This window comes from Micromonospora sp. SD19 (assembly GCF_054462275.1).
This window is the reverse complement of the sequence record NZ_JBTLMN010000009.1, coordinates 256017-269131: the sequence shown is the minus strand read 5'-3', so window position 1 is coordinate 269131 and position 13115 is coordinate 256017. Positions and strand designations below refer to the sequence as shown.

The 13115-nt window shown below is 69.8% G+C and carries 9 protein-coding genes; 4 read left to right on the top strand and 5 right to left on the bottom strand.

What is annotated here, in order from left to right:
* From ACX27O_RS26300 to ACX27O_RS26290, 3 genes are all read left to right on the top strand, one after another.
* Nucleotides 1–807, top strand: coding sequence for an inositol monophosphatase family protein (locus ACX27O_RS26300; RefSeq protein WP_210858694.1), 807 nt, complete (start codon nt 1–3; stop codon nt 805–807).
* Between the two features lie 106 nt (nt 808–913).
* Nucleotides 914–1318, top strand: coding sequence for a superoxide dismutase, Ni (gene sodN / locus ACX27O_RS26295; protein ID WP_458940259.1), 405 nt, complete (start codon nt 914–916; stop codon nt 1316–1318).
* 61 nt (nt 1319–1379) lie between these two features.
* On the top strand, nt 1380–2690 hold the full coding sequence (locus ACX27O_RS26290) for a radical SAM protein (RefSeq protein ID WP_210858695.1): 1311 nt from the start codon (nt 1380–1382) through the stop codon (nt 2688–2690).
* A 102-nt stretch (nt 2691–2792) separates the two neighbouring features.
* Here the strand turns inward: ACX27O_RS26290 and ACX27O_RS26285 are convergent, their stop codons facing one another.
* On the bottom strand, nt 2793–4358 hold the full coding sequence (locus ACX27O_RS26285) for a pectate lyase family protein (RefSeq protein WP_458940243.1): 1566 nt from the start codon (nt 4356–4358) through the stop codon (nt 2793–2795).
* A 476-nt stretch (nt 4359–4834) separates the two neighbouring features.
* Here ACX27O_RS26285 and ACX27O_RS26280 point away from each other — a divergent pair, with 476 nt between their 5' ends.
* Nucleotides 4835–6148: a hypothetical protein gene (locus tag ACX27O_RS26280; protein ID WP_210865635.1), complete on the top strand. Its 1314-nt coding sequence runs from the start codon at nt 4835–4837 to the stop codon at nt 6146–6148.
* A 61-nt stretch (nt 6149–6209) separates the two neighbouring features.
* On the opposite strand, the gene ACX27O_RS26275 is transcribed toward ACX27O_RS26280, so the two are convergent.
* From ACX27O_RS26275 to ACX27O_RS26260, 4 genes are all read right to left on the bottom strand, one after another.
* On the bottom strand, nt 6210–7289 hold the full coding sequence (locus ACX27O_RS26275; protein WP_458940242.1) for a hypothetical protein: 1080 nt from the start codon (nt 7287–7289) through the stop codon (nt 6210–6212).
* 60 nt (nt 7290–7349) lie between these two features.
* Entirely contained in the window at nt 7350–7982 is a 633-nt protein-coding gene (locus tag ACX27O_RS26270) for a hypothetical protein (protein ID WP_210862222.1), read from the bottom strand.
* A gap of 26 nt (nt 7983–8008) precedes the next feature.
* Nucleotides 8009–10429 carry a family 43 glycosylhydrolase gene (locus tag ACX27O_RS26265; RefSeq protein ID WP_458940241.1) on the bottom strand — a complete coding sequence of 807 codons (2421 nt, stop codon included), beginning with the start codon at nt 10427–10429 and terminating at the stop codon, nt 8009–8011.
* A gap of 188 nt (nt 10430–10617) precedes the next feature.
* Nucleotides 10618–13083, bottom strand: coding sequence for a glycoside hydrolase family 43 protein (locus ACX27O_RS26260; RefSeq protein WP_309140871.1), 2466 nt, complete (start codon nt 13081–13083; stop codon nt 10618–10620).
* Nucleotides 13084–13115: the final 32 nt, after the last annotated feature.

Genomic DNA, 13115 nt, shown 5'->3' with positions numbered 1-13115 from the left:
GTGTCGATCACCGACCAGGCCGTGGCCATCGCGGCGGCGGAGGCCGGCGCGGCAGTCGTCCGCGCGCGATTCGGGTCGCCGCTGACCCGCTTCATGAAGATCGGAAACGACTTCGCCACCACCGTCGACATCGAGGCGGAGGAGGCCATCCTCGGCGTCCTGCGCGGGGCGCGCCCCGACGACCTCGTGGTGGGCGAGGAGAGCGGGCGCACGGGCACCGGCGACAACGGCCGCACCTGGCTTGTCGATCCGCTCTGCGGCACGGCGAACTACGCCGCCCGCACCACGCTCGTGTCGGTCAACGTCGCGCTGCTCACCGGGACGGGCTGCGCCGTGGCCGCGTCGGCGGACCCGTTCAGCGGTGAGGTGTTCTGGACCGACGGCGGTGCCGCGTACGTCCGCCTCGCGGGCACCGACGAGCGGCTCGTGCCGTCGGCCGAGTCGAGGCTGGTCGACGTCAACCTCGACCCGCCGTTCCCCAGCCGGGACGTCTTCCTGGCCGCCCGGATGCTCGCCGACGAGGACTTCATCGAGCAGTTCCACCCCCGGGTGGTCTCCACCAGCCTGGCCGTTGCGTGGGTCGCCGCCGGTCGCCGCGCCGCCTACCTGACGGACCGCCACGACCTGAGCCGCAGCGTGCACTTCGCGGCCGGAATCGCGCTCTGCCAGGCGGCCGGTTGCGTGGTCACCGGGCTCGACGGCGAACCGCTGCACACCGGTGGGAACGGTCTCGTGGTGGCCGCTGACGAGCGGACACACGCCGCCCTGCTGACACTCGTCCGGAGGCAGCGCCCCGGACCAGCATGACACTTGACATGAAGTGGGGTTGAGGTTCTAGCGTCCCTAGATGATCACGTCCGGGCCGTCGCGTCCGGACGTCCGTCAGCCGAGCGCCACCGTCGGAGGGAATCTGATGCACCTGCCCCGCCCGCTCCGCCCGCGTACCGTCGCGAGCGCCCACTGCGACCTGCCGTGCGGCGTCTACGACCCGGCCCAGGCCCGCATCGAGGCCGAGTCGATCAAGGCGATCTCCGAGAAGTACCAGGCCAGCGACGACCCGGAGTTTCGCACCCACTCCCTGCTCATCAAGGAGCAGCGAGCCGAGCTGGTCAAGCACCACCTCTGGGTCCTCTGGACCGACTACTTCAAGGCGCCGCACTTCGAGAAGTACCCCCAGCTGCACGGCCTGTTCAACGAGGCGACGAAGCTGGCGGGTGCCGGCGGCGCGAAGGGCGCTGCGGACCCGGCGGTCGCCGAGCAGCTCCTCGGGAAGATCGAGGAGATCTCGAAGATCTTCTGGGAGACCAAGCAGAGCTGAGCAGCCGGTACCGGGTGGCGCAGGCCACCCGGTTCGGGGTACCACGTTCGGGAGGAACCGCATGACGTCGCGCACCGACCTCGTCGAAGAGTTGATGAGCCGTTTCCCACACGTGCCGCGGGAGGCGGTCCTCAAGGAGGACCTGCTGCGGGGCGGGCTCGCCTTCGACGACGCGGCACTGACCGACAACGAACACGGCGACGTCAAGCCGAAGTCGTACTTCATCTTCTCCTTCGACCACCGGACGCTGCCGGAGCTGGGGACGGCCGCGCTGCGCCGACCGCCGGAGGAGATCGTGCTCACCGGGGGTCCGTACGAGCTACGCCGGACCGTCGTCTCGGTCCGCACCAACCCCAGTTCGCCGTACCGGGTCGGCACCGACGGCGACGGTCGACTGCGCCTGTTCCTGGACGGGCGGCCGATCGCCGACGTCGGGCTGCCCCCGATGCCGGCGTACTACCGCCACACCCTCGCCAACGGCAAGTCGGTGATGGAGGTCGCCCCGACGATCCAGTGGGGCTATCTCATCTACCTCACCGCGTTCCGGGTCTGTCAGTACTTCGGCGCCAAGGAGGAGTGCCAGTACTGCGACATCAACCACAACTGGCGGCAGCACAAGCAGGCCGGCCGCCCCTACACCGGGGTCAAGCCCGTGGACGAGGTCCTTGAGGCCTTGGAGATCATCAACCGGCACGACACCGACCGCGCGTCGCAGGCGTACACGCTGACCGGCGGCAGCATCACCTCGCAGGTCAACGGGCTCACCGAGGCCGACTTCTACGGCCGGTACGCGCAGGCGATCGAGGAGCGTTTCCCGGGCCGCTGGATCGGCAAGGTGGTGGCCCAGGCGCTGCCCCGAGCCGATGTGCAGCGGTTCCACGACTACGGGATCCGCATTTACCACCCCAACTACGAGGTGTGGGACAAGCGGTTGTTCGAGTTGTACTGCCCGGGCAAGGAGCGCTACGTCGGTCGGGAGGAGTGGCACCGGCGCATCCTCGACTCCGCCGAGGTGTTCGGCCCGCGCAACGTGATCCCGAACTTCGTGGCGGGCGTCGAGATGGCCGCCCCGCACGGCTTCACCAGCGTCGACGAGGCGATCGCCTCCACCGCTGAGGGGCTCGACTACTTCATGTCCCGGGGGATCACGCCCCGGTTCACCACCTGGTGCCCGGAGCCCACCACCCCGCTCGGCCGGACGAACCCGCAGGGCGCGCCGCTCGAATACCACGTCCGCCTGCTGGAGGTCTACCGGGCGACGATGGAGGCGCACGGTCTTTCCAGCCCGCCCGGGTACGGTCCGGCCGGGCCGGGGCGAGCGGTCTTCTCGGTCAGCTCCTTCATGGACACCCTGCCGTCGACTGATTCGTGACGGCCGCGCCGGCTGACCAGCCGTGCGGAACTGCCGAACAGCGGTATACCTCAGGGGGCATGTTCATACCCCTGAGGTATACCGCTGAGAACCGCATCGGCCCTAGCTGGCGTACGTCTCGAACTCACCGACTCGTGGCGTACCGTCGGAGCTGTTGATCTTGAAGTTGATCTTGCTCAACGAGGTCGCGGAGAAGGTGATCGCTCCGGCCCCGCTGCCGGCGGCCAGGACGGCTCCGTTGTCGTTGTTGATCAGCTGCCAGGACCCGATGGAGCCCTGGGTGCCGGACGGTTCGCGGATCACCACTCGGGACACCCGGGTCGCCGAACCCCACTTGATCGAGATCGTGCCGGTCGACCCGGCCGGCGACCAGTAGGTGCTCAGATCGCCGTCGCGGACGTTGCCGTAGCTGGTCCCGCTGGCCTTGCTGGAGCCGTCGGCGCCGGCGCCGAGGCTGAGGTTGGTCCCACCGGAGGGCGGCGGCGTGGTCGGCGGTGGCGTGGTCGGCGGTGGCGTGGTGGGTGGCGGCGTGGTCGGCGGCGGGGTGGTGGGCGGCGGGGTCTGCGGCGAGCAACTGCCGTTCGACACCTTCAGGCCCGTGTTGGCGCCGACCGTCTGACGGACGATCTCCGGTACGCAGCTCGCGCCGTCGAGGCTGTACGGGTACGGGATGCTGACCGTGGTGGTGGAGGTCGGGTTGGGGCCGGCCGGGTAGTTCTCGCTGCCCGCGCTGGACCAGGTCACGTTGTCGAAGATGTTGCCGCCGACCTGCCAGTAGCCGCGCTCGTTGGTGTAGAAGGTGCCCAGGACGTCCTTGGAGTCGCGGAAGTAGTTGTTCTCCACCTTGGCCCTGGCGCCGGCCCGCGAGTTGATGCCGGACTCGTGCAGGCTCACGTAGTGGTTGTTGTAGATGTGGGCCACACCGCCGCGCAGCAGAGGCGTCCGGGAGTCGATGTTCTCGTAGAGGTTGTGGTGGTACGTGATGTAGCCGTTCGACAGGTCGCTCTCACTGGACCCGACGAGGCCGCCGCGACCAGAGTTGCGCAGGATGCTGTAGGACAGCGTCACGTACTGGGTGTTGTCCTTCATGTCGAAGAGGCCGTCGTACCCTTCGGACTCCCCACCCGAGGCTTCCAGGGTGACGTGGTCGACCCAGACGTTGCGGACCGTGCTCTCCATGCCGATCGCGTCCCCACCGTTCGAGGTGGGCGAACCCGACTTCTTGACGTTCCGCACTGTCACGTTCTGGATGATGATGTTGCTGGAGTCCCGGATGTGGATGCCGAGCTGGTCGAAGACGGCGCTGCCGACCCCGATGATGGTGACGTTGCTGATCTGCTTGAGCTCGATCACGCCCGCCGCGGTGTTGCAGCTCGACCCCGACACCTTGCTGGTGTTGCCGTGGTTGATGGTCCCGCTGACCTCAATGGTGATCGGGGTGCTGCTGCTGGGCCGACCGCACAGCGCCGCGTGGATCGCCGTCCCGGTGGTGGCCCGCACCGTCTGCCCGCCCGCGCCGCCGGTGGTTCCGCCGTTCTGGGTGGCGTAGCCGGTGGCGTTGCCGACCGCCGCCGAGGCCTGCGGGGTCGGCACTGTCACCCCGACCGCTACCAGCACGGCCGCGGTGGCCAGCACCGCCCGACGTCGCAACACGACTCGTCGTCTCATGTCGCCTCACCTTCGCATTCGTCTCGTACCAGGTTTCGACTCGACGGACACCGCGATCACACCTGCCGACGGACGTCGTTCAGGAATTGGCGGCAGTCAATCGCGAGAATGTCATCGAGATCTTTCGTGCCCTGGTGGAAGCACTGATGTGTCGGGTGAGCGCGGCGCTCCTGGTGACGCCACTCGCCCGACCGTTAATCGAAACATCGATGTAACGCAATCGTAGGAAAGCGGTTTCCCTGAAGGCAATAGCTGACGCTTGCAGGTTTGTTGCAGTGCTCCCGGACGCTCGGGCGAGCGGGCGGGGCGCTCGCCGAGCCCGGTCCGCAGGTTGGCGCACGCGCGGTATTGACAGCGCCGGACCGGCCACCGATGCTCTGCTAAATCAGTTTAGCGACCGGCTCGCTCCGACCCGTCCCCTCCCGGTCCCGGGCAGGCTCGTCGACTGAGCGCACCACCCCCGAGAAAGGACCCGCATGAGACTGCGAAAAGGACTGATCCCGCTCGCCACCGCCGTCGTCCTGGCCACCGCCTCCGGCACGGCGTACGGCAGCGCGACCGGTAGCCCCGGCGCCCCGGACGGAATCCGCAGCATCACCCCGATCACCACCGTCTACACGTACGGCCAGAAGGTCTCCGCGGTGGCGATCGAGTACGGGGCCACTGTCAACCCCCGCACCCTCGACACCGACACGTTCGCGGTGACCGACACCATCTACAACTTCCGCTTCAACCCCATCGAGGACCTGCCGAAGCTCGCCGAGCGGACCGTCACCCGCACCTACACCAACTCGGCACCGGACACCCGCGACGACCACCGGTCGACGCCGGGCAGGTACGTCATCGTCGAACTCGACCCCGCGGACACCGGCGGCTCGACGGTCATCGTCTCCAAGTGCCCGACGTTCCTCTGCACCGTGAAGGTCAACCCCGAGCTGCCCACCCGGGTCGTGCAACGCGAGGACGTGCACGGCCAGCCCGGCCGAGGGGCCGGTAAGGGGCCGGTGCTCGCCCGCGCCACCCCGCGCGAGTCCCGACCGGTCACCGCGAAGCCGGTCAACCACCTGGTCGACGAGTTCACCTACGGCTCGTTCCTCAGCGGTGGGATGGTGCTGCCGTACCACTACCACCTGCCGAAGAACTACCAGCCGGGCCGCACGTACCCGCTGATGGTCGTCCTGCCCGGTCACGGAATGGGCTGGGACGGCGACAACCTCGGTGTCCAGCTCGCCGCCGACATCCCGGCGACCGCGTGGCTCCAACCGCAGTGGACCGGCACCTCCGAGGACGTCATCGTCCTGGCGCCGCAGCACCAGCGGGTCGGTGGAGCCGCCGAGGCGGACCTGCTGGTCAAACTGCTCGACCAGTTCGTCGACCAGTTCGCGGTGGACACCCGTCGGGTGTACGCGACCACCGTGTCGTACGGCTCGCAGCTGCTCTGGGAGGCGTTCGCCAAGCGTCCGGACCTGTTCGCCGGCGGGTTGGTGACCGGTGGTTTCCCGGTCAACGCCACCCAGGCGAGCGCCATCGCGGCGGCCGAGGTGCCGGTGTGGATCACCCACGGCGAGCACGACCACCTGCTCAACGTCTCCGGCGCGCGCAACTCCACGGCGGTGCTGCGGCAGGCGTACGCCGCCCGGGGCAAGACGCCCGAGCAGGCCGCCGACCTGGTGCGCTACACCGAGTACGCCGACGCCGCGTTCTCGGTGCCGGACTACCACGCGGCGTTCGGGCCGACCTACGAGGACGCCGGCATCCTGCGCTGGCTGCTCGACCAGGCCAAGCCGTAGGGTCGCGGGTCGGGCGACGCCACGCCTCGACCCGACGGCGCGATCTGTTCGCGTCGACGGGTCACCGGTGGGCGTCGCCCGGGTCGGGCTCGCCAGCGGTTGCCGCGCCCCCGACGAGCACGGACTCCTGAGCCTCCTGCCGGCCCTCCTGCCGGGCGCGGGCCAGCAGGCCGGCCAGTCGACGCCGCCGGTGCCGGGCCGCGGCCCGCAGCCCCAGGAGCAGGCCGGCGAGCAGAGCGAGCAGTGCGAGCAGTGCCCACGGTACGACCCAGGTGGTGACGGTGGCGGAGGCCGGACGGAGGTCGGCTCCGGCCTGGCCGTCGCCCAGCAGCGTCGGCGACGTGGTGACGGTCGTGCGGAGGCGGCCCAGGGCCCACACGCCGTCGGCCCGGGTCCGCACCGTCCGGCTGCCGCCGGGCAGCAGCTCCTCGACGGCGCTGGTGGCGTCGTGGCTGCTGCGGCCGAGCAGGTCGGACATCGCCACCCGACTGGTGCCGCTGACCCAGACGTTGCCGTCGTTCTCGACGGTGTAGCGGACCCGCACCGTGCCACCGGCGAAGGGATTCCACGACGGGGAGTACGTCGCGTCGAGGTCCCGGACGGCAAGGGCCGCCCGCGCGGAGCCGTTGACCCGCAGCATGACCCGGAACCCGACCCGACTCTCGACGGTGACAGTGCCTCCGGCGCTGCTGACGGTCGCGGCGATGCCGGCCGGGTGGTCGCCCGGTGGGGCGCTCCTGGGCACGGTGATGGTGAACGGCACGACCCGCGTCTCGTTCGGGCCGACGGTGACCTTGTCCTGCACGTCGATCCAGGTGCCGCCGTCGACCGAGGGCCGGTCGGACGACAGCATGTTGAAGCGGCCCTTGTCGGTGAGGTACCCGTCGGCGGCCTTCAGGGCGAACGTGACGGCGGTGCGGCTGAAGTTGCGGACCGCCAGGTGCTCGGTCACTGCCTGCCCCGGGTCGAGGCTGGCGGTGATCCATCGGCGTTGGTCCGGGCCACTCGCGGTGGCCGGCTGGACCGTCCAGGTCAGGGCCTTGGGGTCCGGCTCCGCCGCCGCCGCGACCGGCGTGGCCGCAACCGCGAGGAACACGACGGTGAGGACGGCGAGCGCCCGGCGCAGCGGGGTGACGGTCATTCAGGTGGCCCTTCGGCACGGGGCTGGGCGGGGACCCGGTCCGGGCCCCCGCCCAGGCCACTACTCGAACAGTGAGAGTGTGAGGGTGGAGCTGTACTCGCCGGCCGCGACCTCGGCGGGCGTCCGCAGGTACAGGTCGGCGTTGACCGAGTACGAGTCGCTGGCGACGGCAGCGGAGTCGAAGGCCGAGACCAACAGCTCCTGGTCGACAAGGCCGACATTGTTGCCCGGCTGGGTCGGCTCGTCCAGGCTGGTCACCACCTCCTCGCCCTCGGTGACCAGGCCGGTCTCGCCGCCGTCGAGCAGGCGCGGCTTCCAACCGAAGTGGTCGGCGGTGATCGGCGCCTGACCGGCGACGCCCGCGAAGTCGGTCGCGCTGCCGAGCACCGCCCAGCTGGCGCCGTCGGGCACCTCGTCGGCGACTCGGGTGTCGGTGACCGTCACCGTCGGCAGAGTGCCGACGAACTGGCGTACCAGCAGGGTCGAGCCGTCCTCGGAGAGCGCGACGGCGTCGCCGGCGATCGACAGGGCGAGCACGCCCGGTTCCCTGATCTCGTCGATGTCGACGGTGACCCGCACGCTCGCGTCGTCACCGGGCTCGGCCAGCGCGGGCGACGGCAGCACCGCCGCCCCGGTCAGCACGGCGCCGACCGAGCAGGCCGCCAGCAACTGCCGCCGTTTGTCTGTGTTCATGTGAGCTCCGTTCTCTGCATGAGGGGTTATCCGCCGCAGGTGCCGGCGGGGTGTTGCACGGTGCGGACGGTCGTCACGTCCTGTCCGCCGATCGCCCCGGTCACCCGGACCGTCGCCGAACCCGCGGGCACCGACCCGGCCCGGGTGGTGAAGGACTGGTAGGCGTTCGCGCCGGGCGCGACCGCCGCGAAGGACCGCGTGCCGTACGGCGTCTCCATGCTCACGCCCACCGGCGCGTCATGGTCGTTGCGCGCCTGCACCGCCACGTACGCCGTGCCACCGACGCACCGCGTGGACGCGGTGACCGTCACGGGCAGGTCGACGGTGGCCGACTGGAACGCCCAGGTGTCGATCTCGAAGAGGTCCGCGCCGGCCGGGCCGGTGTAGGTGAAGTAGACGTCGTGCACGCCGCTGACACCGGTGAGTTCGGCGCTCACCTCGGCCCACTGTCCGACCGGCGTGTCCACGGCGACAGTGCCGACGACGGGACCGTTGACGTCGTCCAGCCGGACCTGGACCTGCCCGCCGGCGGCGAGCGCACGCATCCGCGCCGTCAGGCTGCGCGCGCCGCTGTCCCCGAAGTTCACCGAGGACAGCGCCGTCCAGTCCCCGTTGTCGATGTCGCGGACCACCAGGTTCGGTGCCGCACCGCCGAACTGGGCGGAGCCGCCGTCGACCTTCGTGGTCGCGACGCCCTTGCTCCAGCCGAAGGTCTCGGCCTCGAAGACGCGGTACGGGTCGAAGTCCCGGACCTGGTCCACACCGGCGTACGTGCCGACGACCTGCTGGATCGTGCCGTCCGGGTTGAAGGTCAACTCCTGGATGTGCGGGCTGCGGTACCCCTGGGTGGTGTTGCCGTTGATGCGCTTGTTCAGCGTCGGGGCGTGGTAGGTGAAGTAGTACCTGCCACCGAACTCGAACACCGACTGGTGGTTGTTGCCGCCGGTGCCGGCACCGAAGAACTGCGACTGGTTCGGGAAGAGCACACCGGCGTACGCCTCCTTCGGCCACGACATCGGGCCGTCGGAGATCATGTAGCCGATCTGCCCACCGCCGGGGTAACCGGGAAGGGGCTGCTGGCTGCCACCGAAGTCGTTCCCGCCGAAGTGCGAGGAGTACGAGAAGTAGTACTTTCCCTGGCGCTTGAAGACGTGCCCGGCCTCGAAGGCGACCGGGGCGTCCACCACCGCGGCCGTCCCCTCGGTCGACACCATGTCGTCGCCGAGCTCGATCGACCGAATGTTCTTCGGGTTGTTGAAGCGCTCGGCCGGCGGCATGCTCGTCGACGCGGGGCCACCACCGAAGTAGAGGTACGGCTGGCCGTCGTCGTCGACGAACGGCGCCGGGTCGAACTTCCACGCGACGGCCTCGGCACCGGGGGTACGGCCGTCGATCAGCGTGCTGGTGCGCTCGCTGGTCCACGGGCCGAGCGGCGACGCACCCGTGATCACATTGCTGGAACCACCGCCGTTGGCGTAGTAGAGGAAGAACTTCTCCACCCCGTTCACCACCTTCTTGGTGATGCCCGGAGCCCACGAGTTGGCGGTGAACGGGGCCACCCCGTTCGGGCCGGCGACCTGGATCTCACCGTGGTCGGTCCAGTTCACGAGGTCCTCGGAGGAGATCACCGTGATCTGGTTGATGTCGCCGTAGTTGATCCCCGGCGAGACACCGGTGGTCGGGTTCGGGGCGTACCCCTGGGTGTCGTTGGTCATGTACATGTAGACCCGACCGTCGTGCACGAGACCGAAGCCGTCGGCGCCGAACTTGTGCCCGATCAACGGGTTGTGCTCCCCGGGCAGCTTGCCGACGACCTCGATGGTCTTCGACGCCGGGGCAGGCGGCGCGGCGCCGACCACCGACACGTCGTCGAGCGTGAAGTCCATGAGGTGCAGGGCCGGGTCCGTGGACGGGGTGCTCGTCCACGGGGTCTCGAAGAACAGGCGTGCCGTCGACACACTCTGCGTCGCCGGGATCGTGAACGTTCCGCTGAACTGCGCCCACTGACCCTTCGTCGCCGTCACGCTGACCAGGTTGGTGTAGGTGCCGCCGCCGTAGTGCATGGTGGCGAAGAACTGCTTCGTGGCCGGTCCGCTCTCGTTCGCGTACTTGATGCGGGCCGTCAGGGTGTACGCCTGACCGGCCTGCACCTTGCCGCTGAGGTCCTGCATCGGGCCGGATCCGGTGGTCGCCCGGTTGGTGACGTGCGCGGCGGTCGCGCCGGAGAAGGCGTCCGAGGTGACGGACAACTGGGCGCCGTCGGCGGCGTTTCCGTTGTTGACGAACCAGTTGGCCAGGCCGTCCTCGAACCCGCCGTTGACGACGAGGTTCGTGTCGGCGGCCTGGACCGGCGCCGCGCCGGCGACGAACCCCGTGGCCAGCATCAGGCCCAGTGTCGCGAGCGCAGCTACCCGTCCTCGGGTCGCCCGTCGCAGTCGTTGTTCCACGAGACATCCTCCTTCATCTCTGACGTGCGGTCATCGGTGTACGGGGGATCGGTGGGTGGTCCGGACATCAGGGGTCGACCGTCACCACCGGCGGGCCGTGGCCGGCGGCGCGGGACAGGTCCGCTGTTCCGCACCGTCCGGCCGGTCGCCGGTGGTGACGGTCGACGAGCCGAGGGCTCGTGGTGGGGTCAGCCGCCGCAGGCGTTGGCGGGGTGCGGCGTGGAGTGGACGGTGCTCACGTCCTGACCGGCGACAGTGCCGCTGACCCGGACCGTCGCCGAGCCGGCCGGCACGGACGCCGTACGCGTGTTGAACGACTGGTAAACGTTCGCTCCCGGCGCGACGGCCGCGAACGACCGGTTCCCGTACGGGGTCTGCACGGTGATCTCGACCGGTTCGGTCGAGTCGTTGCGCGCCTGCACCGCCACGTACGTCTTCCCGCCCAGGCAGCGCACCTCGGCGGTGGCCGTGGCGGGCAGCGCGGCCAGCACCGCGAGTCGGGCCAGTTGGTAGCTCAGCGCCCGCTCCGGCGCGTCGATCTCGTTCTGGGTGCCGAGGTGACCGGCCCGCGCCGCGCTCGCCGCGGCGAGCGCGGCCTGCGTCGTGGCCCAGGCGTCGGCCGGGTAGTGGCGCGCGTCGAGCGTCCGCGCGTGGGCGATGGCCGCGTCGAGGGCGGTGGTGTCCAACGGTCGGGCCTGCGCGGTCAGCACGTCGCTGAGCAGGTAGTTGTCGAAGTCGACGTGGCCACCAGCCTCCTGGGTCGCGTAGGTGAACAGACCCACCCGGTGGCCCATGAAGTGCGCGAGGCTGCCGTCGAGAGCCTGCGGGCCGACGCGGTTGCCCAGCCGGGTCCACTGGACCCCGTCCAGGCTGTAGTAGAACGTCGTCCACAGTTGGCCCACCGGCGAGGCGAAGTCGAGGTCGGCCTTCACGTGCACGTCGGTGGCGTCGCCCAGCGGCACCGTCGTGCCCGCCACGAAGTTCTCCAGCGTCGACTGGTCGAGGTCGACAGCGAACGGCTGCGACCGGTTCACCACACCGAGGGTGTTGACGCCGTCGACGCGCTTCACCGCCACGTACGAGAATCCGCGGTTGTAGGCCGCCAGGCCCGCGACGTCGCCGTTCTTCATCCCGCTGATGTCCATCCGGGTCTGGACCGACTGCCGTGGCCCGAACGTCCGCTGGGAGAGCGTGTTGCGCGCCTCCTCGAACCACGCCAGCTCGGCCCGGTTGGACAGCTTCGTGTAGACGTACTGGCCGGTGACGACGGTGCCGGCCGTCAACCGCAGCCAACCGTCGCGGTCGGTGAGCGACCAGTACCGGTTGTCCGGGGCGTGGTTCCACTCCCACGCCAGGTCGAGCCGCGACCCGTTGGGGGCGATCTCCGCCGGGTCGAGCGGCGCCGGGACCGTCCACTGCTCGTCCTGGTACGCCCGGTGCGGCGCGTCGTTGGCGAAGTCGTCCGGGGCGACGATGCTCTTCTGCCGCTCGAACGTCTCCTCCGCCGGGCTGAGCCGGATCGGCTTGTCGAACAGGCCGTTGACCGGCACGACCCCGCCTGCGCCGAAGGTCGGCCACCCGTCCTGCCAGGTGGCGGGGATGAGCGCCGGGATCCGACCGATCGGGAAGGTGTCCCGGAAGAACATGCCGTGCCAGTCGGTGCGGCCGTCCGCGCGGCTGATCGGCACCAGGCTGCCCTGGGCGAAGCCGTTGGAGTTGAGCACGCCGCGCGCCTCGTAGGTGTTGACTCCACCGGCCGAGGTGTAGCGCCCGAGCAGGTCCTTCGACCGGAACATGACGACCTGGCGTCCCTGCCCGGACGGCCAGGTGATGATGACGGCGTAGTACCAGCCGTCGATGTGGTAGACCTGCGCGCCCTCGAACAGACCGCCGATGAACGGCTGCCCGGCGTAGTTGTTGGCGGTGAAGATGTTCGGGTAGTCCTGCGCGATGGCGGTCAGGCCGGCGTTGAGGCGGACGGCGCTGGTGCCGCCGGAGCCATAGAAGATGTACGGCGTGCCGTCGACGTCGAAGAAGAGCGACGGGTCGTGCAGGCCACGACCGAGGGCGGTGCGCTGCCACGGGCCGTTCTCGATGTCGTCGGTGCGGTAGAGGTACGCCCCGCTGAGGTTGTTGGTGTTGAAGACGGCGTAGAACGTGCCGTCGTGGTAGCGCAGCGACGACGCCCACTGGCCCTGGCCGTACGAGTTCTGACCGTTGCGCAGCGAGAAGGAGTCGCCGATGCTCGCCCGGTCGAAGACGTAGTTGACGATCTCCCAGTTGACCAGGTCGTACGACTTCATGATCGGCGCGCCCGGGCTCAGGTGCATGGTCGTGCTGATCATGTAGTAGAGGTCGCGGCCCTCGTCGTTCTCGGCGGCCGGTACGCGTTCGACGCTGATGTCCGGCACGTCGGCGTTGAGCAGCGGCACCGAGTAGGTGCCGGCGCCGGTGTCGGTCGAGGTGTACGACGACCGGGGCGACCAGCCGTCGGCGTCGTGCGCGGCGGCCGGGGTGACCATCAGGCTCGCGGCGACCAGGGTGGCCGCCGATGCGAACGCGCACAGTGGGCGCAGCCGACGTGGCAGCACTGTGGACACCAGCCGGCTCAGCGCGCGCCCGGTGCGGCGTGCGAGGGCGTTCAGGCTGTTCACAGGAGTGATGCGGGAGGAGTTCAGGACACCCG

Bases quoted from the DNA above. Each gene is read 5' to 3' on its own strand.
- ACX27O_RS26285 (WP_458940243.1), bottom strand. From the start codon at position 4,358: ATGAGACGACGAGTCGTGTTGCGACGTCGGGCGGTGCTGGCCACCGCG.
- ACX27O_RS26270 (WP_210862222.1), bottom strand. From the start codon at position 7,982: ATGAACACAGACAAACGGCGGCAGTTGCTGGCGGCCTGCTCGGTCGGC.
- ACX27O_RS26280 (WP_210865635.1), top strand. From the start codon at position 4,835: ATGAGACTGCGAAAAGGACTGATCCCGCTCGCCACCGCCGTCGTCCTG.
- ACX27O_RS26275 (WP_458940242.1), bottom strand. From the start codon at position 7,289: ATGACCGTCACCCCGCTGCGCCGGGCGCTCGCCGTCCTCACCGTCGTG.
- ACX27O_RS26290 (WP_210858695.1), top strand. From the start codon at position 1,380: ATGACGTCGCGCACCGACCTCGTCGAAGAGTTGATGAGCCGTTTCCCA.
- sodN (WP_458940259.1), top strand. From the start codon at position 914: ATGCACCTGCCCCGCCCGCTCCGCCCGCGTACCGTCGCGAGCGCCCAC.